This window comes from Pseudahrensia aquimaris (genome assembly GCF_042676045.1).
Taxonomy (GTDB): domain Bacteria; phylum Pseudomonadota; class Alphaproteobacteria; order Rhizobiales; family Rhizobiaceae; genus Pseudahrensia; species Pseudahrensia aquimaris.
In genome coordinates this window covers 396,052-419,016 of record NZ_JBHTJV010000003.1, presented here as the reverse complement: position 1 = coordinate 419,016, position 22,965 = coordinate 396,052, and the positions used below count along the sequence as shown (strand labels likewise).

Here is a 22,965-nt window from a genome sequence, read left to right as displayed (position 1 = left end):
GACGAGGAAATTCCATGCCTGCAAAAACATCCAAATTTCGCAACGCCCTTCTTGGTTCCGCAACTGCTTTCGGCCTCGCCACTGCCTTTATGGCTGGCGGAATTGTCTCCCCCAGCACTCCCGCATTTGCAGAAGCTGTTCGCATTGAAGCACCAAAAGTAACGAACTTTGCCGACGTGGTCGAAGCCGTATCTCCGGCAGTTGTCAGCGTTCGTGTGTCGGGCATGTCAGAACAACGCCAAAGTCGTCGAAATGGCCAGCGTGGAGCCGATCCATTCGGTTTCGACATGCTCCCGGAAGATCATCCTTTCCGCCGCTTCTTTGACCAAGGCCCGCGCGGTGACCGCCAGTTTGGCCAACGCAGAAATCGTGGAGGCGAGCAGCGTCGCGCCCGTCCGGTTTCGCAAGGTTCAGGCTTCTTCGTCTCCGATGATGGTTATGTGGTCACAAACAACCATGTCGTCGAAAACGGCACAGGTTTCACGGTTGTCTTGAGTGACGGCAAGGAGTTCGAAGCAAAACTCATTGGCACAGACCCTAAGACGGACCTTGCCGTACTTAAAGTCGAGGACAGCGCCAAGTTCACGTATGTCGATTTCTCAACTGGTTTGAGCCGGGTTGGTGAATGGGTTGTGGCTGTTGGAAACCCCTTTGGCCTTGGCGGCACCGTTACAGCGGGCATCGTTTCGGCCAACAGCCGCGATATTGGTTCCGGCCCCTATGACGACTTCATCCAGATTGATGCTGCCGTGAACAAAGGCAATTCGGGTGGCCCTGCATTCAATCTCTCTGGCGAAGTAATCGGCGTTAACACGGCTATCTTCTCCCCGTCCGGAGGTAATGTGGGCATTGCTTTCGCAATCTCTGCCGCAACCGCAAAAGAGGTCGTCAGCGATCTCATTGAGCGGGGCACGGTTACCCGCGGCTGGCTAGGAGTTCAAATTCAGCCTGTAACGAAAGACATTGCCGAATCGTTGGGCCTCGCTGATGCGAGAGGCGCCATTGTGTCCGAAACTCAACCCAATAGCCCCGCTCTCACTGCCGGCCTGAAAGCTGGCGATGTGATCGTTAAGGTTGGCGATACAGATATTGAGGGACCGCGCGAGCTGGCCAAAACCATCGCAAATTTGGAACCAAATGAAACGGTTGATGTTGCGATTTACCGTGATGGCGATAGCCGCACCGTGTCGGTAAAACTGGGCGAACTGCCGGAGCCAGAGCGTCAGGCGGCACTGTCGCCCTCTCAGGCGCCCGATGCGGACCGGTCAACTGTTGATATGGATGAGCTGGGTCTGGCAATCGTCACGACCGATGAAGGTGTTATGGTTGCCGATGTTTTCGAAAACGGCTCGGCGGCCGAAAAAGGTATGCGGGCAGGCGACAAGATTGTTTCTGTCAACGGACGCTCGGTGGAAACGGTTGATGATGTCGGTCAGGCGGTCGCAAGGGCAATGGAAGACGAGCGCAAAGCGGTGCTCTTCCAGGTTCAGTCTGGTGAGCGCAACCGCTTCGTCGCCATTCCCGTTGGCCGTGGCTAAAACAGGCATCCAAGTTGGAGAGAAGTCCGCAGCTTCCCCTCGGCTGCACATCCCAAGTAGCTTCTCTCCCGAGGCAGTGGGCCCTTGCTGGTCTGCTGCCTTTGCCGTTTATCAAACATTCCATCACACTTCAAAAGATCACTAGCTGGTAATGACCATGAACGTTCTGATCGTAGAAGATGATCTCGAACTATCATCCCAATTGTGCAAGGCGTTGGAAGATGCCGACCACACAACTGTGCACGCGGAAAATGGCGAGGATGGTTTGCGCTTGGCCCAGCAAGGCAACTTTGACGTTATGGTTGTGGATCGCATGATGCCGCGGCTGGATGGTCTATCGATGATCTCGCGATTGCGCGAAAGAGGCATCGATACACCCGCACTTATTCTGTCGGCTTTGGGGCAGGTAGATGACCGTGTTGAGGGCTTGCGGGCAGGTGGGGATGACTACCTTGCCAAGCCCTACGCCTTTGTAGAATTGCTTGCCCGCCTGGAAGTGTTGGCAAAGCGCAACGAGCGGGCTCAGGTGGGAGCGACGATAGAAGTTGCCGATCTGAAGCTCGACCGCATTTCACACAAGGCTTATCGTGGCGGCGAAGAGATTGTGCTGCAACCGCGCGAATACCGGCTGCTTGAATATCTCGCCCGCAATACAGGTGATCTCGTGACCCGCACAATGCTGCTGCAGAATGTTTGGGATCTGAATTTCGATCCGCAGACTAATGTCATTGACGTCCATATGTCTCGGCTGCGCGCCAAGATTGACAAAAATTTCGATGTCCCATTGATCCACACAGTGCGGGGTGTTGGCTATCGGTTCGGCGTAGGCGGCTGATTTGGAGCGGTTGTCACAATTGCTGCGTGTGACGGCTTTTCGCTTGTCTCTCATCTACACTGTGTTGTTCGGTCTTCTGGCGATCGCGCTGGTGGCTTTCGTGAGCTACAACACCAGCCGCTTGGTATTTTCCCAAATCCGCTCAGCCGCCCAGGAAGAAGTGGAAGAACTCTCCACCATCTATAATTTTGGCGGAGCGGGACGGCTGATCAACTCCATTGAGCGCCGCTCTCGCGCTCCAGGTGCTTATCTTTATCTCATCTCCGATCCACAAGGCCGCATTATCGCGGGAAATGTGAAGAGCGTTGATCCTAAGGTTTTTGCGCAGAATGGATGGAGCGAAACACCGTTCAAATATGACCCTCTAAATAGCGAGATTGACGGTCCCCACCGTGCCATTGCGCAAGTGTTTGATTTGCCCCAAGGGCTGCGATTGCTGGTTGGCCGTGATGTTGGCGAGGCTAATTATTTCCGCACGATCATGGTGCAGGCGATTGGGCTGACGCTCGTTTTAATGGTGCTGGCTGGCCTGCTGCTATGGTTTTTCATCGGACGCCGGGCCTTGCAGCGGATTGATGACGTATCAATGTCTTCCGCACGGATCATTGCCGGCGATTTATCAGGGCGCTTGCCGACAGATGGTTCTGGCGATGAATTTGATCGCTTGGCCGACAACCTCAATAGTGCCATTTCCCGCATCGAAAAACTCAGCATTGGTGTTCGGGTTATGTCCGACAGCATTGCCCATGATCTCAAAACCCCGCTTACAAAACTGCGCAACCGCGCCGAGGCTGCGCTTGTAACCGCAGGTTCAACCGACAGGGCCGCCATTGAACAGGTGATCGAAGATGCTGACGGAATTTTGCGCACTTTTGATGCATTGCTGATGATTAGCCAGGTTCAATCCGGCAGTAAAATGGCCAAGTTGAGCGCCGTGCGCATGGATGAAGTGTGCAGCGATATTGCCGAGTTATTCGAGCCGATTGTTAGCGAAAGTGACGCTGAATTTACCGCAGATGTAACCCCTGCGCTGACCGTAAACGGAAACCGTGAACTTCTCGCTCAAATGATCACGAATTTGCTGGATAATGCCATAAAATATGGAGGGAATTCTTCCCTTTCCCGCATTGAGCTGTCTTTGAAGGCCGAAGAGGAAGATGCCGTCTTGCGGGTTGCGGACAATGGCTCGGGAATTCCTGAAGCAGACCGTGAGCGGGTTTTGGAACGTTTTGTGCGTCTCGATGCGAGCCGCACGAAAGCTGGTACCGGGCTAGGACTGTCTCTGGTGGACGCAGTCGTGGAATTGCATGGTGGAACGTTGAAACTGATGGACAACGCGCCCGGCCTTATGATCGAAGTGAGGCTGCCGATCAGCAAGTGACGGTCCAAGCAAAGGGGCAATGAGGGGATGACGGTGAAAAAGCATTTGCCCGAAAACGAGAGCGCCGCACATCTACGCTCGCCACTCATCCATATTGCGGCAAAACCCAATGACGCCAAAGCAGCCACGGCTCGGTTTGTCGATTGCCTTAAGGGAAAGTCAAGCGAAGATCAATTGCGGTCGTTTTTGGACACCGAAGCAGGCCATCATTTTGCCGCCATTCTTGCGCGCTCGCCCTATCTCTGCGACTTGGCTTGCCGCTTTCCAGATACGGTGCTGGCTTGCATCATCGGTTCTTTTTCACAAGCCCTTGAGCACACGCTTACAACGCTTGACCGGACAGCGATCACTACGTCGGAAAGCGATCTTTCGCGCATTCTTCGGCAAGCTAAACAGGAGGCTGCTTTGATAGCTGGTCTCGCTGACCTTAGCGGTTGCTGGTCTTGCGAAACCGTGAGCCACGCGATTACCGATACGGCAGATACCTGTTTACGGGCAGCAGTTGACCATCTGCTTTTCGCCCAACACGAGCGTGGCAAGCTAGCGCTTCCCGATCCTCAAAATCCTTCGCAAGACAGCGGCTACACAGTTATCGCCATGGGAAAACACGGTGCGCGGGAATTGAACTATTCCAGCGACATTGACCTTATCGTTTTCATTGATCCCGATGCGAAAGCGGTTACTGACCCCGAAGACGTGGTGTTGCTCTTCACCCGCGTCACCAAAGGTTTGATCAAGTTGATGCAGGAGCAAACAGCGGACGGCTACGTTTTCCGCACCGATTTGCGCTTGCGCCCAGACCCTGGCTCCATGCCGCTTGCAATCCCTATGCAGCACGCCATGCATTACTACGAGAGCCGCGGCCAGAATTGGGAGCGTGCGGCTCTTATAAAGGCGCGTACCGTTGCTGGCGACATGTCTTTGGGAGCGGAAATGCTCGGCTTTCTGCGTCCCTTCGTTTGGCGGCGCTATCTCGATTATGCGGCGATTGCCGACATCCACTCCATCAAACGCCAATTGCAGAGCCATCGGGGATTCAGCGATCTGAGCGCTAAGGGCCACAACGTGAAGCTGGGGCGGGGCGGCATCCGCGAGATTGAATTCTTTGTTCAAACACAGCAATTGGTTGCCGGTGGTCGTATCGAAGACCTGCGCGAACGCGGCACGCTGGAAATGCTAAGGCGACTTGCCGAGCACAAATGGATCAAACCTCATGTGCGCGATGAGCTCTGCGAGAGCTATCGGGTGCTGCGCGATGTTGAACATCGCCTGCAAATGGTGCGCGATGAACAGACCCACGAAATTCCGAAAGATAAAGACGCCTTCGCCAACATCGCAGCGCTCTGCAACGCATCCTCTCCTGCTGCCTTCGAGAAAGAAATCGTGGCCCATCTCACGCGGGTTGAAGGCCACTATGCAGATCTGTTTTCCAACGAGCCAACGCTGGCTGTTTCCGGCAATCTTTCGTTCACAGGTGACGAGGAAGACCCCGGTACGGTGGAAACACTCGACCAACTGGGTTTCAACCGCCCATCCGACATGATCGCAATGGTCAAGGGTTGGCATTTTGGACGTTACCGCGCGATGCAGACTGTAGAGGCGCGTGAACGGCTGACCGAAATCACACCTGCGCTGCTGGAAGCATTTGCGGATACCGGCGCGCCTGACGAAGCGATGATCGCTTTCGACGCCTTTTTGAAAGGCTTGCCCGCCGGTTTTCAGTTGATGAACATGATGCGGGCAAATCCGAAATTGATGGATCTGTTGGTGCTCATATTGGGTGCTGCGCCGCGTCTTGCTGCCATCGTCACCCACAAGCCCCATGTCTTCGATGCTCTCCTTGAGCCTGGCTTTTTCAACGACATGCCAAAGCGCGAAGAATTGCAATCGCGCATGGCCAAAAGCCTCGATGCAGCAGCAGGCTATGAAGAAATGCTCGACCGCGCCCGCTTATTCGTAGCTGAGCAACGGTTTCTCATCGGCGTGCGGGTGCTGGCGGGCGCTTGCCCAGCGCAAGAAGCGGGTGCCGCTTTCGCTCTGCTGGCAGAAGTGGCTGTGCAAGAAATTCTCAAGCGTGTTGTTGATGCTTTTGCACAACGTCACGGGCACATCGAAGGTGCGTCCGTCGCTGTGGTCAGCATGGGCAACCTGGGGACTCGCGAACTCACCGCTGCTTCCGACCTAGATTTGATTGTCCTTTACGAATTTGACGAGGCCAATGACGAATCCGATGGCGAGAAGCCACTCCACGCCTACCAGTATTTCTCTCGCCTCACCCAACGCCTGACCGCGGCTATGAGTGCGCCGACAGGGGAGGGGGTCGTTTATGAACTCGATTTCAGGCTTCGCCCGTCGGGTAATGCTGGTCCGCTGGCAACAACGCTTTCGTCGTTTGAGCGGTATCAACGCGAGGAAGCGTGGACGTGGGAACGATTGGCGCTGTCGCGTTCGCGACCGGTCGCAGGGGATGCCGAATTTGTTGAGAAGGTCAGCCATGCGATTTCCGATCTCCTAGCCCATCCACGAGAGCGAAAGGAAGAAAGCGCGGAAGTTTTGAAAATGCGCAAGTTGATGGACAAAGAGCGTCCGCCGGCCTCAGTGTGGGATGTGAAACTTGCCAAAGGCGGCATGATTGATTTGGAGTTTATGGCGCAAACCGCCGTGCTGCGCGGTGATTGTCCTAAAGAAGCGCTCACACGCGGCGTACTGGTGGCATTGGGTGAATGGTTGAATGCGCGCCTCGTGGAGGCCTACGATTTCTACGCGGCAATCCAACAACTCACCCGCATCGCGTTCAACGGTATTTTCAATCCCGATGAAGTTTCTCGCGGTTTCACAGAGATACTTCTGCGCTGTCTCGACATGCCAGATTTGGAAAGCTCCCAAGCCGCGCTGAAAGACTATCAGGCCGAAGTACGCTTAGCGTTCAAAAATTATTTGAAGCAAATCGACTAGGCTGCGCGGGTTTCGGCTTCCAGCTCGTCTAGGAGTGGAGCAGGGGGCTGGTTCTCTTTCGGCTCCGGCTTTTTGTCTTTGCAAACCCGTGGCAGGCGCATGACCACCAGCGTGCCTTTGCCAACAGTGGACCGAATTTTCAAACTCCCGCCATGCAACTTTGCCAGCGATTTGGCGATGGCGAGGCCAAGCCCCGTGCCCTTGTGATCTTTGGTGAATTGATCCTGAGCCTGTTCAAAAGGTTGCCCAATGCGTTTCATAGCACTCTTGGAAATGCCAATGCCGTTGTCTTCAATCACAATAGTCACCGCCTTCTGCGATTGCTTCGCGGTGAGCGAGATGCGGCCACCTTCCGGCGTGAACTTTACGGCGTTGGAAAGCAGGTTCAGCAGAATTTGCTTCATCGCGCGGCGATCGGCCGTGAGCATTAGGTTTTCTTCCAGCTTCTGATCGACCGTGATGTTGGCTTCCTGCGCCTGCATTTTGATGAAGCGAAGGGTCTCATCCATTAACTCATCAACGCGGACCTCGACGGGATCGAGTTGGAAACGTCCCGCTTCAATCTTGGACATGTCCAGAACGTCATTGATCACGCCGAGCAGGAATGTGCCGGAATGGTGGATGTCTTGGGCGTATTCCAGATATTTGTCGGACCCCAGCGGACCAAACATGCGTGTCTGCATAATGTCGGAAAAGCCAATGATCGCGTTCAGCGGTGTGCGCAATTCGTGGCTGATATTGGCGAGAAATTCTGACTTCGCCTTGTTGCCAGCTTCAGCACGATTTTTCTCTTCAGCATATTTTTCTGCCAATTCAACGAGCTTCTGCGCTTGCAGATCAGTCTTTTGTTGCACGCGGCGCTGTTCGTCGATTGTTGCTATCAACCGACGTTCTGAATCGACCAGCTTCTCTTCGTTGCGCTTGATTTGGGTAATATCAGTACCGATGGAAACGAAACCACCGTCCTGTGTGCGGCGTTCGTTGATCTGCAGCCAGCGACCGTCTTCAAGTTGGGCTTCCAGCGTTTCGCCGCCCTTTTTGGTCTTTTTCTCAGTGGAAATTTGCTTGCGAATGCGGGGGCGGCGGCTTTGTGCCATGATGTCGTCGTAGTGTCCGCCACCGCGCACGATCGATGTCGGCAGATTGTAAAGCTGCTGATATTTCGAGTTGCACATAACAAGACGTTTCTGCGCGTCCCATAACACAAATGCTTCCGAGATCGTTTCAATGGCATCGCGCAGTCGAATGTCGGCGTCGCGATGGCGGCGTTTCAGCGTTTCTTGCTCTGTCACATCTACCGACGTGCCGATGAGATGGGGTGTGCCATCTGCGCTGTTGACCAGTTCTGCCCGCATACGCAGCCAAACCCAGGTGCCGTTACGGTGGGCCATGCGAAATCGGTGGTCGATTGTGCGGTCAGGCGAAGAAAACGCCGCGTTTGCGACTTCCATAAGATTGCGATCAGTTTGGTGCAGCAGGCCATCAACATCGCCGTAGCCAAGGGCGTTTTGGAGCGGATCCATACCAAGGATTTGGAACATGGAGTCCGACCATACAATGCGGCCGCGCGACAGATCCCAGTCCCAAAGTCCGCAATGCCCGCGTTCAAGGGCCGTATCAAACCGCGCTTGCGCTTCTTCGAAAAGATTTTCCGCCTGCTGCGCTTTGCGCGTTTGGAGGCGGTAGATGGAAAACACGACGAACAAAACTGTTACCAGCGTAATAAAGAACATCACATTGCGGTTTAACGAGGCGTTCCAAGGAGCCAACAACTCTGAGTGAGTCTGCACAACGAGCACTGAAGCGGCCCGCCCGCTGGCAGGCGTGTCGATTGCAGCATAGAGCGCATTGGCTGGCATAGAACCAATCAAGTTGATTTCGCCGCGAGCAGGAAGATTTTGGCGCGTCGTGAGCGCCATATTACCATTAAGCAACGTAGTAAGGCGTGCGTCTCGGTAAGCCTCTTCTGCGGGTAGGCTGGCGGAAACGCGACCGGATTGACCGATGATAAAGACGGTGTTGCCCTGACGCTTCGCGCTTTCGGGCAGAACCGATTGCAAGAACACACGGGCAAGTGTGGGGCTATCTAATGAATCGATCAGGGTTGGATTTGATTCCAGCCGCGACACCACAACTTCGCCAACCAGAGCCAATCGATCCAAATCTTCATTCAAGAGACGCTGGCGATCACTTATGAGATTGAGCGATTGGAAGGCTGCAACAAATATCAACACCGCCAAAATCAAAATTGGCAGGCCGATGTGCTGAAATCGTTCCGATGAAATAGCAATGAACAGTTTTGAAAAGGGATTGCCGGTAAACGGAATTTGAAGGGCAGGGAGCGACCACGCATTGCGCGGTTTTCCCTTTTGGTGGCGGATTGGATTCTGAATAGAGTCCGATTCTCCGCCGCGCACGCTGATTGCGTCCGCATGCTCCATGCTTACACTCCGAATTTAAACCGCCCCTCGTTCGGAATGTGCAGTTGGACCCAACAATCAACTGCCGAACGAATCAGTCCCATTTGAATCGCTCGGACTCCACGTGTCCACCCACCAAATCAAAAAAATTTTCATCTCATGAAAGCAAACTGTCCACAATTTCTTGAACGTCGATGGAAAGGGGCTCTTTGGCGCGAATGGTGCGCAAGGCCTCAGTAACAGCATCGCTAATCGGCGCTTTGAAAACGCGGTAGGACGAAATCACGGTGAGCAACCTAGCTGCGATTTGCGGGTTTTTGTCGTCCAGTGTCATGATCTGCTGCGCAAACAACGTGGCGCCTTTGGCTCCATTCGCATAGAAGGCCGTTGGATTGTTGGCCGCAAATGGGCCGAGCAATGAGCGAGCGCGATTGGGATTGTTGAGCGAAAACTTCGGGTGATCGAGCAAGCGTTCGAACCGTTCTAGCCCCGCCGCATTGGGTACCATTGCCTGGAGCGTGAACCATGTATTGAGCACGAGATCATTGTCCTCGTAGCGGTCATAAAACGCCTCAAGGCATTGTTCACTCATCACCTCATCGCCGGAAAAATGAACGATGGCCGAAAGGGCCCCCATTCGATCCGTCATGGTTTTCGCCTGTACAAACTGCGATTGCGCAAGATTGTGGGCACCCTCCACGCCAGACACGAGTAGGAACGGCAGCAGGGAATATTTCAACGCCCGTTCGCCGCTGGCCGCTAAATCGTCAGCGTTGGGGTCCGTATCGAGCTTTGTCATCAAGTCTAGCCCTCGTTTGCCCAATTGCCTGCCAATCGATTTGAGCAAAGCGCTGCGTGATTGCTGCACGATCGCGGGATCGACATTCTTGCCGATGTTGCGGGCAACGGCCATTTCGTTTGGCAGAGAAAGCGCGTTGGCGCGGAACTGCGGCTCAATGCTGTCATCCAAAGCTGTCTTGCATAGCGCCAACACAAACGCTTCGCGGTCCTTTTCGGTAAAACTTGAGCCGCCAGTTGCATCATCGCTCAACAAACTCAATCCATAGCCGTCGAGCGCTTCCCAGCGGTTGAACAGATCGGAATCGTGCTCTGCGCGGAACAAACGCGAGGCTTGGGTTTCCGCAAAATTCAATTTCACGGGCGCTGAGAAGCCGCGCAACAAAGAGGGGGTTGGCTTCGTCTTCAAGCCCGTAAAGGTCACTTTTGTCTCTCGCCGTGTCAGCACAATCACGTCGTCTTTCACCGCGCTAGATCGGGTGCGAGGTTCAATATCCGAGCCGTCCGAGCCCATCAGCCCGAAACGGACGGGAATTGGAACAAGCTTCTTGCTCTGTTGCCCCGGCGTAGGGGGCGTATGCTGGCGCAGCACCAAGGTGTATTTGCAGGATCCAGCATCCCACTCTTCTTCCACATCCACATTTGGCGTTCCCGCTTGCTCATACCATCTGGCGAATTGAGAAAGATCGACGCCGGCTGCGTCTTCGAAGCACTTTAGGAAATCCTCAACAACCGCCGCTTCGCCATCGTGGCGCTCAAAATAGAGGTCCGTGCCCGCGCGATAGGCTTCCGGCCCGATCAGCGTGGCGATCATGCGCACCAGTTCCGCGCCCTTTTGATAGACGGTCGCCGTATAGAAGTTGTTGATTTCTTTGTATGCGCTGGGCCGAACGGGGTGCGCTAGCGGCCCAGCATCTTCTGGAAACTGACCCGACTTCAGCCAACGCACCTGCTGGATGCGTTGCACCGCGCGAGAGCGTTGGTCAGCGGAGAACTCTTGATCGCGATAGACCGTCAGCCCTTCCTTCAGACAGAGCTGAAACCAGTCGCGACAGGTAATGCGGTTGCCCGTCCAGTTGTGAAAGTATTCGTGCGCTATGATCGCTTCGATGTTAGCAAAGTCAGCGTCGGTGGCGAGATCGGCATCGGCCAGAACGTATTTGTCATTGAAGACGTTCAGCCCCTTGTTTTCCATCGCGCCCATATTGAAATCCGAAACCGCAACGATGTTGAACACTTCTAGATCGTATTCGCATCCGTATTCCAGCTCGTCCCAAACCATCGACCGCTTCAACGCGTCCATAGCATAGGCCGCCTGCGCCGCCTTGCCGGTCTCCACATAGATATTGAGATCGACATGCCGACCGCTGGCCGTGGTGAAGGTGTCGCTGAGCACATCAAGATCACCTCCAACCATGGCGAATAGGTATGATGGTTTCGGGTGCGGATCGTGCCAAACGGCGAAGTGGCGACCATCGGGCAGTTCGCCTGCCTCGCCCGGATTGCCATTAGCCAGCAGTATGGGGCAGGTGGCCTTGTCCGCTTCAAGCCGCACTTTATAGACCGCCAGCACGTCTGGCCTGTCCAAAAAATATGTTATGCGGCGAAAGCCCTCTGCTTCGCATTGGGTGCAGAACACGCCGCTGCTCTGATAAAGCCCCATCAGTTTGGTATTTTTCACCGGCGCGAGGCGTGTGCGGATGGTAACGTCGAAAGCGGCTGTCTCTGGCAGTCGATGGATCTTCAATTCGACTGGTGTCGTTGAATAGTTCGCGTCATCGGCTTTATCGCCGTTAATCCAAAGCCCATCGAGCGAAAGCTCGTCGCCGTCCAGAACCAGTGGAGCCGATGTCGGGGTTCCTGCTTGGCGCACCACCTTCATTGTGGTTGTCACCACTGTGTCTTCGGCCGCCAGCGATACATCCATATCCACATGGGTGATCGTATAGGCAGGTGGGGTGTAGTTTTTCAGGCGGATGACGGGAGCTGTCGTCGTTCTCATCGGCTGGTGCGTCCTTTGGGGGAAAGATGCCTCCAATATGGCGATCAATATAGGCGGTGTCATCCGGTGCGTGTTAGGAACTTGTCGCATCGAACCGCAATACATCCGTCCCACACAAGCGAGCTTGACCGTGACCGAACAGAAATTTGACGCCTTGCACAAACACCGCGAACGCCTTGGCAAAAGCCGCATTGCCGATCTTTTCGACGCGCAGCGCTTCGACGACTTCACCGCGACCTGCGGCGAAATCCTGTTCGATTATTCCAAGACGCTGCTCGATACGCCCGCCCGCGTCGCACTGGTCGAACTGCTGGAGTCAGTCAATTTCAACGAGAAGCGGTCAGCCTTTCAAAATGGCGAAAAGATCAACACGACCGAAGACCGCGCTGTTCAGCACATGGCGTTGAGGGTGATGGATGGACGGGAAATTATCATCGACGGAACAAACGTCACGCCAGATGTGCTGGCGGTGCGCGAAGCTATGGCGCGTTTCGCCCGCAACGTCCGTGATGGCTCCATAGCCGGGCAGGGCGGTCGCTTTACCGATATCGTCAACATCGGCATCGGTGGATCAGACCTTGGTCCCGCAATGGCGACACTGGCGCTGGCACCCTATCACGATGGCCCGGCCATCCACTTCGTTTCCAATGTAGACGGTGCGGATATCGTTGACGTGCTCGAGAAGGTGCCTGCGGCCACCACGATGTTTATCGTTGCGTCAAAAACATTCACCACGCAAGAAACCATGACCAACGCCGAAACCGCGCGGCGCTGGCTGGTGGAACATCTGGGCGAAGAGGCTGTGTCGAACCATTTTGCGGCTCTTTCAACTGCACTCGACAAAACCGCCGCCTTCGGCATCCGCGAAGATCGTGCGTTTGGCTTTTGGGATTGGGTCGGCGGGCGCTATTCGGTCTGGTCAGCCATCGGACTGTCGCTGATGATTGCCATCGGGCCCCAGCGCTTTGACGAGTTTCTCAGCGGTGCTGCCGCCGCTGACGAGCATTTCTTCTCGGCTGATCCGCTAGACAACGTGCCCGTGCTGATGGCGCTTGTCGGCGTTTGGCATCGCAATATCTGCGGCCACGCTACCCATGCTGTTCTTCCCTATGACAACCATTTGGCGCGCTTTCCTGCCTATCTCCAGCAATTGGACATGGAATCAAACGGCAAGCGCATCACAAAGGATGGAGCGGCAGTAGACAGCGAGACAGGTCCAATTGTCTGGGGTGAACCCGGCACAAACGGTCAGCACGCCTTTTACCAACTGATCCACCAAGGCACTACGATTATACCCTGCGATTTCCTCATCGCTGCCAATCCGGCTAAGCCCATTGGCGATCACCACGAAAAGCTCGTTGCCAACGCGCTCGCGCAAACCGAAGCGCTGATGGTTGGCAAGACGGAAGAGCAGGTGTTGAAGGAGTTGAGTGCCAACGGCATGAATGAAGTCGAAGCGCATCGGCTCGCGCCCCACAAGGCTTTTCCGGGCAACCGTCCGACATGCACGTTCCTTTATCCTGAACTCACGCCCTTTGTTCTGGGCCAGCTGATCGCGCTTTACGAACACAAGGTATTCACCCAAGGCGTCATCTGGAACGTCAATTCGTTCGACCAATGGGGCGTGGAATTGGGCAAGGAACTGGCTGGCGAATTGTTGCCGCTTGTCAAAGGTGAAGCTGATGGAAGCGGGCGTAACGGCTCCACTTTGGGCTTGCTCGACGCATTCCACGCGATGCGTGCAAAATCCTGATTACTGTTCGGCGTTCTTCTTCGCCTCGATCACCACAGCCTTCGCTTTGCTGCGCTCGCGCTGGACGGTGTAAAGCGAAGCGGCGATGATGACAGCCGCGCCAATCCACGTATAGACAGTCGGCAGCGTCTCAAACAGCAGATACCCGAACAGAGTTGCGTAAAGCAGTCGGACATAATCCAGCGAGGCCAGAACCGAGGCTTCGCCCCACTTGTAAGAGTAGATGTTGGCCATTTGCGCGCCATAAGACACCGCGCCAATCGCAAGCAGAGTGAACCACTCGTTTGCCGTCGGTGCCTGCCAATAAATTACACCCGGAATGACCACTGCCAGCCCGACCAAAAATGCTTGATAGCTTAGCGTCGTGATGGGTGCGTCGGTCTCCGACAGTTTGCGGATGATCACCATTACAAAACCTGCCGCTGCCGAACCGACCAGCGCATAAAGTGAAATCGGATTAAAATTGGCCGTCCCGGGTTGGATCATCACCATCACGCCGATGAAACCAACAGCCACAGCCGCCCAACGACGCCACCCCACTTTTTCATGCAAAATGATGATTGCGAAAATCGTCACGAAGAATGCTTTGGCGAAACCAATCGCCATAGCGTCTGCCAGTGGCATGTTGATGATGGCGTAAAAGCCCGCCAGCATGGCAACCAGTGCCGCGCATACGCGTATGATTTGCAAGTCGAGTCTCTGCGTGCGCAGGCAGCCAGGGAAATGCGTCAAAACCCGCGGCATTACGATGGCGATCATGATGATTTGCCGAACCAGCAGGATTTGGGTCACATGCAACCGCTCGCCAGCCAGCTTAACCAGCGCTGCCATGAGCGCAAAACCCAAGGCAGCCACCATGAGTGTGAGCGCGCCCTTCAGATTGCCCGGCAGCGCGTTGAATTTGCTGACACTGGACGAGAAGGACATGGGGTTCAAACTGTAGAAGCGGTGACGCCCCAGCATGACAGCGCCGACAGCCGCCTGCAATGGCTCCGCTGGCAAAGCCGCGACGAAAGCGCCCTTGCAATCCAGAGCAAAAAAGCAAAGTGTTGTGCATGTTCAGCGGCCAAAACGTCACCGCCGCCAAAACTCATTTCATCACCGAGAGGTCAGAGCCATGAACGCGCACACCCCAATTAAATTCGGCAAAAAGGTCGGTATGGGCCAATCCGTTCGGCGTGTTGAAGATGCCAATTTCGTTTCCGGCAAAGGCCAATACACCGACGACGTGCAGCGTGATGGTGCACTTCAGGCTTTTTTCTTGCGCTCGCCCTACGCGCACGCAACGTTCACAATCAACAGCGTGGAAGATGCGGAAAACGCCGATGGTGTAAAATTGGTTCTGACAGCCAAAGACATAACGGAAAACGGCCCCATCAAATGCCAGGCTGTGCAAACGCAAGCTGACGGCACACAGCACCCAACCAAAGACATTCCGCTGCTGTGCGATGGCGTGGCACGTCACGTTGGTGATGCGGTCGCGATGATCGTGGCCGAGACGGTCGACCAAGCGCAGGACGCAGCCGAATTGATCGATATTGATTGGGACATGCTGGATGTCGTCACCGACACCGAAGCTGCGCTCGATGCAAATGCGACGCTGGTCTACGAAGACCTTGGTTCAAACAAGGCGTTTGAGCTTATTCACGGCAATCCTGACGAGACGGAAGAGATCTTCAAATCCGCCGCCCGAGTCACCGAGTTGAAGCTCATCAACAACCGCCTGGTCTGCAACTACATGGAAATGCGTGCCTGTCTGGGCGAGTGGTCGGACGAGGAAGACCGCTATACGCTGACCGTTGGTTCGCAAGGCGTGCACGGCATGCGCCGCGCGCTGGCCAAGCCTTGCCTGAATGTCGATGAAGACAAACTGCGCGTCATCACACCCGATGTTGGCGGCGGCTTCGGCACCAAGGTCTTCCCATACCGCGAATACCCGCTCTGCCTCATCGCGGCCAAGCGGTTGAAAATGCCTGTGAAGTGGAAATCCACCCGCAGCGAACATTTCGTCTCAGATGCCCACGGCCGAGACAACGTCGTCACCATGCGTATGGCAATGGACGAGCAGGGCAAATTCCTCGCACTCGACGTCGATCTGATAGCTGCAATGGGTGCCTATCTCCACACCTACGGTCCCTATATCCCCTATCTCGGAACGACGATTGCCACCGGCATTTACGACATCAACGCCTGCAAATTCCGCATCCGCGGCACCTACACCCACACCGTACCGACTGACGCATACCGTGGCGCTGGCCGCCCGGAGGCGATCTACGCACTGGAACGTCTGGTAGACCGCTGCGCGATGGATATGGGCCTGACGCCCGACGAAATTCGCCGCCGCAACGCGCTTACGCCAGATCAATTGCCCCACACAACGCCGTTCGGGCGCATGTATGACACCGGCGATTTTATGGGTCACATGGATGCCTGCATGAAGGCTGCAGATTGGGCTGGTTTCGATGCGCGCAACCAGAAAGCGCACAGCGAAGGCAAAATTCGCGGTATCGGCATGTCCACTTTCATCGAAGCCTGCGCCTTTGCCGGTTCCGAGCCTGCCAAGGTAGAACTCAATGAAGACGGCACGGTGACGATTTTCATTGGCACCCAGTCGAACGGGCAGGGGCACAAAACCGCTTATGCTCAGTTTGCTGCCGAAGCGCTCGATATGGATATCGACAAGGTGCAAGTCCGGCAGGGCGATACGGACGAGTTGAACAGCGGTGGCGGCACAGGTGGTTCGCGCTCTATCCCGCTCGGTGCCGTGTCGGTCAAGCGCGGCTCGGAAGCGCTGGCGGAGAAGATCAAGGAAATCGCTGCCGACAAAATGGAAGCGGCTCCAACCGATCTGGAATTGGTGCAAGGCCAAGTGCAGATCGTCGGCACCGACCGCGTGATGAGCTTTGCCGAAGTTGCCCAAGCCGCAGGCGAAGCGCTGAACGCTGTTGGCGAATTCAAGCAGGACGAAGCGACTTATCCCAACGGCACGCATATCTGCGAAGTGGAGATCGACCCTGAAACTGGTATTACCGAAATCGCGAACTATACCATTGTTGACGACTACGGCGTTACGGTGAACCCGCTTCTGCTGGCCGGTCAGGTCCACGGCGGTGTGGCCCAAGCCATCGGCCAGTGCCTGTTTGAGCATGTCCATTACGATGAAGACGGCCAACTTATAACGGCCAGCTTTATGGACTACCGCATGCCCCGCGCTGCCGATATGCCGGATTTCAATTTCGACACGCGCAATGTTCCATCGACCACCAACGCGCTTGGCATCAAAGGTGCCGGTGAGGCGGGAACGATTGGCGGCTGCCCGGCCGTGATGAACGCTGTTGTTGATGCGCTAAACCGCGCTTATGGAATCCAGGAGTTCGATATGCCTGCTGTACCAATCAAAGTCTGGCAGGCAATCGAAGAAGCCAAAAAAGCCAAAGCCGCATAGCTCAGAATTACAGTTTGGAGCCGAGCCTTGCCGCACGGCTCCAAACGTTCTATTTCACCGACATATTCTCATAGAGGTGCCACGTGGTTCAACACGGGCTGAGAGGCACAGTGCCAACTCTTTGAACCTGATCCGGATTATGCCGGCGGAGGGAATGGGATGGCACAGAACGCTCCCGAATACACAGCCGAACAGATTGCCGATTGCGTGGCCCGCTTTCGCACGCGCCGTCCTCACGTTCACTGTATCACAAACTCTGTTGCCCAGCATTTCACGGCCAACGTGCTGCTGGCGGCGGGCGCAACACCATCCATGACCATCGCGCCTGACGAGGTGGAGAGTTTCGTAACGATGGCCGATGCCTTGCTAATCAACCTCGGCACAATGGACGAAGAGCGCAAGCGCGCCGCCCATATTGCTATTACGGCGGCTAATGCACAGTCCAAGCCGTGGGCGCTGGACCCGGTATTTGTGCAAGCATCGAAGGGGCGAATGGCTTTGGCTCAAGAGCTTTTGAAGCACAGCCCAACACTTCTGCGCTGCAATGCAGGCGAAGCCAAAGCGTTGTTTGGTGACACGGCATCTTTTGCCGCGCAGCACTCCGAAATATGCATCGCCAAGACGGGCAAGACGGATGAGATATTACAAGGTAATTTCACAGTTGGTTTCCAAAACGGCTCACCCCTAATGGACTGCGTTACGACAATGGGCTGTGCGCTCAACGCAGTGATGATTAGTTTTTCGGCCTGCGAAGACGACACGGCATTGGCCGCGTGCGCAGCGCTAAGCCTCTACAATATCGCTGGAGAAGAAGCCGCTGTCCGTGCAGCTGGCCCCGGCACCTTCGTCCCCCATTTCCTCGATTGTCTGGCCGAACTCGCACCAGACACAATTGCCGAACGTGTGAGATTTGCATGAACCCGACTGATATTTCCCTTTACGCCATCCTTGATCCCGCCCGCAGCAAAGGCCGCCCGCTGGCTGATCTCGCGGCGCAAGCTGCCGATGGTGGAGCAACGATATTCCAGTATCGCGATAAAACGGGCGACACCCGCACCATGCTGGCAAACGCCCGCGCGATTATCGAAGCGCTTAACCCCTTCAACGTGCCGCTGCTCATCAACGACCGCGTTGATATTGCTTTAGCCAGCGGTGCGCAGGGCGTTCACGTGGGCCAGTCCGATATGCCCGCCCGCGATGCCCGTCGCCTGTTGGGGCCTGACGCCATAATCGGTCTCACGATTAAAGAAATGCAACACGTCCACGAAGCGCCACTGGAAGTGCTGGATTATGCCTGCATGGGCGGCGTGTTCGACACGCTTTCTAAAGACAATCCGCGCGCCATTGGCATCGATGGATGGCAGGAATTGGCTCAACCCTTCCGCGCCAAGATGCCGGCGCTTCCTGTGGGTGCAATCGCGGGAATTGACCATTCCAACGCTGCGGAAGTGATCGAAGCCGGTGCGGATGGTGTTGCGGTCATCTCAGCCTTGTTTATGGCTGACGATGTGCGCAGGGCGACCGAAGAACTGAAAGAAATCATTGAAGGAGCCAGACCATGACAGCCATCGCGCTCACCATTGCAGGCTCCGATTCCGGCGGCGGCGCTGGTATTCAGGCAGATCTGAAAACTTTCTCCGCTCTCGGAGTTTACGGCACAAGCGTCCTCACCGCTCTGACCGCGCAGAACACCCAAGGCGTTAGCGCCATCCACGATGTTCCCGCCGACTTCATCACCGCGCAGATCGACGCCGTCTTTTCAGATATTGACGTCGATGCGGTCAAAATCGGAATGCTGTCGCAAGTGGCCACAATCGAAGCGGTCGCGAAAGGTCTGCGGGAGCACCAGCCCAAGTCCATCATTCTTGATCCCGTCATGGTGGCCGAAAGCGGCGATCCCCTGCTGGCCGAAAGCGCAGTGTCGGCCTTGGTAACCCATCTTTTTCCACTCGCCGATCTCATTACGCCAAACCTGCACGAAGCCGCCCGTTTGCTTGGCTGCGACATGGCAAATGACCGTTCGGCCATGGAAGAACAGGCACAAGCGCTTATCAGTTTGGGCGCAAAAGCCGTCTTGCTGAAGGGTGGACACGCCGAAGGCAAAGATGCGAGCGACGTCCTTCTGATTGCGGGCCAGGAGCCTGTTTGGCTCACCGCACCATTTGTCGACACCAAAAACACCCACGGCACCGGTTGTTCGCTATCGTCCGCCATCGCCGCTGAATGCGCAAAAGGGACTAATCTGGTGGAAGCGACGCAAGCCGCCAAAAGTTGGCTGTCGCAAGCAATAGCCCATGCGGACAGTCTCAGTATCGGCAAGGGCGCTGGCCCCGTTCATCATTTTCACGCCCTTTGGAAAGCGCACAAATGACCATCAAGACCACACGCCGCGCCGCACTTGCTGCAATCGGTGCAGCCCCCGCCGCAGCGCTTTCCTTGCCTGCAATCGCACAGGAAAAGATTGAATGGCGCATGGTGACCTCTTGGCCCAAAAATCTACCCGGCCCGGGCATCACCGCTCAACGATTGGCAGACGCGATCACCGCAATGTCGGGCGGTCGCTTGACTGTGAAGCTCTATGCGGCAGGCGAGATTGTACCCGCGCTCGAAGTCTTTGATGCGATCGCAGGCGGAACGGCCCAAATGGGGCATACGGCTTCTCTTTTTTGGGGGGGCAAAGTTCCCGCCGCACCTCTGTTCACAGCCGGACCTTTCGGCCTCACGCCGTTGGAACATATCACCTGGATTGATCACGGCGGCGGGCAGGAAATCTGGGACAAACTCTACGAGCCGTTCGATATCAAACCGCTGATGGCGGGCAATACCGGTTTCCAGATGGGGGGTTGGTTCAAGGAGGAAGTCATGGGTCTCGACGATCTCAAAGGCCTGCGCATCCGTATGCCGGGGCTTGGCGGCGAAGTTATGCGTCGTCTTGGCGCGGCACCCGTCACCTTGCCACCGGGTGATATTCTCCCGGCGTTACAATCTGGCGCGATAGACGCGACCGAATTTCTTGGCCCCTCCAGCGATCTGGCGATGGGCTTTTATCGAGCGGCAAAGTTCTACTACACGCCCGGTTGGCACGAGCCGAACGGCACCGGCGAAGCACTGATTTCCAAGTCGGCGTTGGCCGCTTTGCCTGCCGATTTGCAAGCCATCGTGATGTCCGCGTGTGGATCGGAGAACATTCGTGCGCTGGGCGAAGCTGAGTGGTTGAACGCAGCTCGCCTCAAGGTGTTGGTTGAAGAAAAGGGCGTTGAGCTGCGCGATTTTCCCCGGGACATCATTGCCGCTGCAAGAGCTGCCGCAGTTGAAACCTTAAACGACCTTGCTCAGCGTGATGATCTGACCGCACAAGCCGTTGACAGTTTTCGCGGCGCTTCGAAACATCTGGCCGACTGGTCTACCCAGTCAGTCCAGAAGTTTCTTGCCGCCCGAACTTAAAGTTCTACTTTAACTGGCGCAGGCATGGGTGGTGCTTCAGGCTCGTCCTCTTGTCCGTAAGTCTCGTCTGAACGCGGATCAAGAACATACGTTTCTGGGGTTTGTGCCCGCGCAGCGGACATGCCTTGGAAGTCCACCCGCTCTTCTTCCGCCACCTGTTCGCGGCGGAACGTCCGGTAGATCGCCCAGCTTGCAAAGGCCAGATGGGCCGCTGTGGTCGTTGCAAACACACCGGAGGGACCAAAAGTATCCATCATCGATGCGGTAATCAGTGGGCCAACCATTGTGCCAAAGCCATAGAGAATGAGCAGGCCGCTGGATACTTTCACAAACTCGCCGGTTTCCGCATGATCGTTGGCGTGGGCGACCACGAGAGAATAGATCGAATAGATGACACCGCCATAGGCCAACGTTGCTGCGAAGAAGAGGAAGTCGTGCGATCCGTCTCGCGAAAGGCTAGTCATCAGCGTGCCGGTGGCGATGCCGATAAGGCCGGCAATTGCCATCACATAGCGACGGTCGATCATGTCGGACAATTTGCCGAGCGGATATTGGAACAGGATAGACCCCATCATCGCAGCCGCCAAAAGCGTCGCAATTTCTGCGCTCGACATCGCGCTTTGCTGTCCGAATACAGGGCCAAAGTTTGTCCATGCCGATGAAATGACACCGCTCAAAATCGCGCCAATAAACGATGCGGGTGAATTGCGGAACAGTGCCGGCAAGTCGATCGAGACATTGTTCAACGGCGCAGGTGACTGAGCTTTGGAAGTTGCCGTTGGCACGACCGCCAATGCGTAAAGGATCGCGCCGAGCATAAAGAGAAACTCTTCGCCCGCATCGCCAAGCACCAAGACGTACTGTCCAGCCATCATCGCCACCATCGTGGTGATGGCGTAGATGGAGAACATTGAGCCACGATATTCGTTCGTAACCCGCTCGTTCAACCAGCTTTCAGCCACCATGTAGCAACCGGCAATGCAAAACCCATTGATGGCGCGCAGAGCGGTCCACAAGATCACATCCACATACATGCCGTTCAAAAGCATTGAGACCGACATGATCGCAGTCATCGTGCTGAAGGTGCGGACGTGGCCGACACGGCGCACAAGGCGCGGCACCAGCACACAGCCAAGTGTGAAGCCGATGGCATAGCCCGTGCCGATCCAACCTAGATCAAAGGCGGTCATATTCTCTAGACCGCCGCGGATGGGAATGAGCAGCCCGTGCAAGCCGCTGCCCAGCATGAGGAACACCATGCCGATAAGCAGAGCGAGAATGGGAATGATCTGGCGTGCCATGGCAAATGCTCCGGGGCGAAAGCGAAAGGGCCGACAAAAGATCGACCCCGTTCGGCGCATATAGGCAGAATTGCGTGCCGACAATGACAATTTTGCGCCTGCATAGGTCGCATTAGAAGATGGTGGCGTTTAAGGAGATGCTTCCTCTGCTGCGGGTTGTTCCAGCGCGGCTTTTACAGACAATAAATCGTGCCAAGCCAGACGCTTTTGACCCGGCTGACGCAGCAAATAGGCAGGGTGCAGGCTCGGCAACAGGTCGAATATGACGCCGTCGATTTCGACAGCAGTCCATTTGCCGCGCAGGCTCATAATGCCATCGTTGGTTTTCAGCAGCGTTTTTGTCGCAGCCGAACCCAGCAACAGCAGTTTTTGCGGTTTCGCCAAGACGATGTGGCGCTCGATGAACGGACGGCACAATTCGCTTTCGATAGGTGTTGGCGTTCGATTGCCGGGTGGACGCCACGGCAGGATATTTGAAATGTAGGTGTTGGTGCGGTCGTGTCCGATGGCGGCCAGCATTTTATCGAGCAATTGACCCGACCGACCCACAAAAGGAACACTCTGCGCATCCTCGTCCCGTCCGGGCGCCTCGCCGATAATCATCAGTGGCGCTTCGGGATTGCCATCAGCGAAAACGGTGGACCGTGCGGTGTGCTTTAGGTTGCAGCCATCAAATGCATTGATCGCTTCACGCAGTTGCTCCAGCGTCTCGCACGCTTTCGCCGCCTCGGCTGCACGCATCAGTGTGGCTTCGTCGGGAACCGTTCGCTGCGGCTCTTTTTGGACAACTGACGGCGGTGGAGTGGCTGTTCGTCGTTGCGTCGATTGCTTTTGCTCCGCAGCTTTCGCCGCCTGCTCGGCCTGCGCCTGTTCCGCCTGCGCGAATCTGTCAATCGGCGTGTCTTCCAACAACGTGTGCACACCCGCGTCGCGGTAGAAGGCGAGCAAATCGTTCAACGCGATTGTTGGGTGTGTATCAGGCATGGAATGCACACTAGAACCTTCATCCAAGCGCACAAGCCCGACAATAAGCGCATGATTGAAAATGTGGACAATCCGTCGATGCCGTGCGGAAATGAGATTCCAGAGCGGC

At 55.7% G+C, this 22,965-nt stretch carries 15 protein-coding genes and 1 riboswitch; of the genes, 10 read left to right on the top strand and 5 right to left on the bottom strand.

The genetic code is table 11. From position 1 onward, the window contains the following. Positions 1-14: 14 nt before the first annotated feature. The 4 genes from ACFQ14_RS05460 (at position 15) to ACFQ14_RS05445 (ending at position 6,709) form a co-directional block, all read left to right on the top strand. The gene (locus ACFQ14_RS05460; RefSeq protein ID WP_377211693.1) at positions 15-1,538 is read left to right on the top strand and encodes a Do family serine endopeptidase; all 1,524 of its coding nucleotides are present in this window, start codon (positions 15-17) and stop codon (positions 1,536-1,538) included. Between the two features lie 157 nt (positions 1,539-1,695). Next, the gene (locus tag ACFQ14_RS05455; protein WP_377211692.1) at positions 1,696-2,373 is read left to right on the top strand and encodes a response regulator transcription factor; all 678 of its coding nucleotides are present in this window, start codon (positions 1,696-1,698) and stop codon (positions 2,371-2,373) included. Between the two features lies 1 nt (position 2,374). Next, on the top strand, positions 2,375-3,754 hold the full coding sequence (locus tag ACFQ14_RS05450; protein WP_377211691.1) for a sensor histidine kinase: 1,380 nt from the start codon (positions 2,375-2,377) through the stop codon (positions 3,752-3,754). A gap of 33 nt (positions 3,755-3,787) precedes the next feature. Then, on the top strand, positions 3,788-6,709 hold the full coding sequence (locus tag ACFQ14_RS05445) for a bifunctional [glutamine synthetase] adenylyltransferase/[glutamine synthetase]-adenylyl-L-tyrosine phosphorylase (protein ID WP_377211690.1): 2,922 nt from the start codon (positions 3,788-3,790) through the stop codon (positions 6,707-6,709). Here ACFQ14_RS05445 and ACFQ14_RS05440 read toward each other — a convergent pair. Next, positions 6,706-9,150, bottom strand: coding sequence for a PAS domain-containing sensor histidine kinase (locus ACFQ14_RS05440; RefSeq protein ID WP_377211689.1), 2,445 nt, complete (start codon positions 9,148-9,150; stop codon positions 6,706-6,708). The two genes, ACFQ14_RS05445 and ACFQ14_RS05440, sit on opposite strands and share 4 nt — an antisense overlap. Before the next feature lie 136 nt (positions 9,151-9,286). Then, the gene (gene pepN / locus ACFQ14_RS05435) at positions 9,287-11,929 is read right to left on the bottom strand and encodes an aminopeptidase N (protein ID WP_377211688.1); all 2,643 of its coding nucleotides are present in this window, start codon (positions 11,927-11,929) and stop codon (positions 9,287-9,289) included. Positions 11,930-12,053: 124 nt separating this feature from the next. Here pepN and pgi point away from each other — a divergent pair, with 124 nt between their 5' ends. Continuing rightward, entirely contained in the window at positions 12,054-13,682 is a 1,629-nt protein-coding gene (gene pgi, locus ACFQ14_RS05430; protein WP_377212076.1) for a glucose-6-phosphate isomerase, read from the top strand. On the opposite strand, the gene ACFQ14_RS05425 is transcribed toward pgi, so the two are convergent. Continuing rightward, complete coding sequence (locus ACFQ14_RS05425; RefSeq protein WP_377211687.1) at positions 13,683-14,645, bottom strand: DMT family transporter; 963 nt, start codon at positions 14,643-14,645, stop codon at positions 13,683-13,685. It abuts the gene before it with no gap. Between the two features lie 154 nt (positions 14,646-14,799). On the opposite strand from ACFQ14_RS05425, the gene ACFQ14_RS05420 reads away from it, so the two are divergent. The 5 genes from ACFQ14_RS05420 (at position 14,800) to ACFQ14_RS05400 (ending at position 20,571) form a co-directional block, all read left to right on the top strand. Beyond that, complete coding sequence (locus tag ACFQ14_RS05420) at positions 14,800-17,127, top strand: xanthine dehydrogenase family protein molybdopterin-binding subunit (RefSeq protein WP_377211686.1); 2,328 nt, start codon at positions 14,800-14,802, stop codon at positions 17,125-17,127. Between the two features lie 62 nt (positions 17,128-17,189). Further along, a riboswitch (TPP riboswitch) is annotated at positions 17,190-17,298 on the top strand. Next, positions 17,287-18,045 carry a hydroxyethylthiazole kinase gene (locus ACFQ14_RS05415; RefSeq protein ID WP_377211685.1) on the top strand — a complete coding sequence of 253 codons (759 nt, stop codon included), beginning with the start codon at positions 17,287-17,289 and terminating at the stop codon, positions 18,043-18,045. Its footprint overlaps the riboswitch before it by 12 nt. Further along, complete coding sequence (thiE, locus tag ACFQ14_RS05410; protein ID WP_377211684.1) at positions 18,042-18,689, top strand: thiamine phosphate synthase; 648 nt, start codon at positions 18,042-18,044, stop codon at positions 18,687-18,689. The genes ACFQ14_RS05415 and thiE overlap by 4 nt, the downstream gene beginning before the upstream one ends. Further along, entirely contained in the window at positions 18,686-19,498 is an 813-nt protein-coding gene (gene thiD / locus ACFQ14_RS05405; RefSeq protein WP_377211683.1) for a bifunctional hydroxymethylpyrimidine kinase/phosphomethylpyrimidine kinase, read from the top strand. Before thiE ends, thiD begins: the two co-directional genes overlap by 4 nt. Continuing rightward, complete coding sequence (locus ACFQ14_RS05400) at positions 19,495-20,571, top strand: TRAP transporter substrate-binding protein (RefSeq protein ID WP_377211682.1); 1,077 nt, start codon at positions 19,495-19,497, stop codon at positions 20,569-20,571. The genes thiD and ACFQ14_RS05400 overlap by 4 nt, the downstream gene beginning before the upstream one ends. On the opposite strand, the gene ACFQ14_RS05395 is transcribed toward ACFQ14_RS05400, so the two are convergent. Together ACFQ14_RS05395 and ACFQ14_RS05390 are read right to left on the bottom strand one after the other, a co-directional pair. Then, the gene (locus ACFQ14_RS05395; RefSeq protein ID WP_377211681.1) at positions 20,568-21,872 is read right to left on the bottom strand and encodes an MFS transporter; all 1,305 of its coding nucleotides are present in this window, start codon (positions 21,870-21,872) and stop codon (positions 20,568-20,570) included. The two genes, ACFQ14_RS05400 and ACFQ14_RS05395, sit on opposite strands and share 4 nt — an antisense overlap. A 129-nt stretch (positions 21,873-22,001) precedes the next feature. Continuing rightward, the gene (locus ACFQ14_RS05390) at positions 22,002-22,856 is read right to left on the bottom strand and encodes a uracil-DNA glycosylase (RefSeq protein ID WP_377211680.1); all 855 of its coding nucleotides are present in this window, start codon (positions 22,854-22,856) and stop codon (positions 22,002-22,004) included. Positions 22,857-22,965: the final 109 nt, after the last annotated feature.

Bases quoted from the DNA above. Each gene is read 5' to 3' on its own strand.
- ACFQ14_RS05420 (WP_377211686.1), top strand. From the start codon at position 14,800: ATGAACGCGCACACCCCAATTAAATTCGGCAAAAAGGTCGGTATGGGC.
- ACFQ14_RS05460 (WP_377211693.1), top strand. From the start codon at position 15: ATGCCTGCAAAAACATCCAAATTTCGCAACGCCCTTCTTGGTTCCGCA.
- ACFQ14_RS05390 (WP_377211680.1), bottom strand. From the start codon at position 22,856: ATGCCTGATACACACCCAACAATCGCGTTGAACGATTTGCTCGCCTTC.
- ACFQ14_RS05425 (WP_377211687.1), bottom strand. From the start codon at position 14,645: ATGCTGGGGCGTCACCGCTTCTACAGTTTGAACCCCATGTCCTTCTCG.
- thiE (WP_377211684.1), top strand. From the start codon at position 18,042: ATGAACCCGACTGATATTTCCCTTTACGCCATCCTTGATCCCGCCCGC.
- ACFQ14_RS05415 (WP_377211685.1), top strand. From the start codon at position 17,287: ATGGCACAGAACGCTCCCGAATACACAGCCGAACAGATTGCCGATTGC.
- ACFQ14_RS05400 (WP_377211682.1), top strand. From the start codon at position 19,495: ATGACCATCAAGACCACACGCCGCGCCGCACTTGCTGCAATCGGTGCA.
- ACFQ14_RS05455 (WP_377211692.1), top strand. From the start codon at position 1,696: ATGAACGTTCTGATCGTAGAAGATGATCTCGAACTATCATCCCAATTG.
- ACFQ14_RS05395 (WP_377211681.1), bottom strand. From the start codon at position 21,872: ATGGCACGCCAGATCATTCCCATTCTCGCTCTGCTTATCGGCATGGTG.
- thiD (WP_377211683.1), top strand. From the start codon at position 18,686: ATGACAGCCATCGCGCTCACCATTGCAGGCTCCGATTCCGGCGGCGGC.
- pepN (WP_377211688.1), bottom strand. From the start codon at position 11,929: ATGAGAACGACGACAGCTCCCGTCATCCGCCTGAAAAACTACACCCCA.
- ACFQ14_RS05440 (WP_377211689.1), bottom strand. From the start codon at position 9,150: ATGGAGCATGCGGACGCAATCAGCGTGCGCGGCGGAGAATCGGACTCT.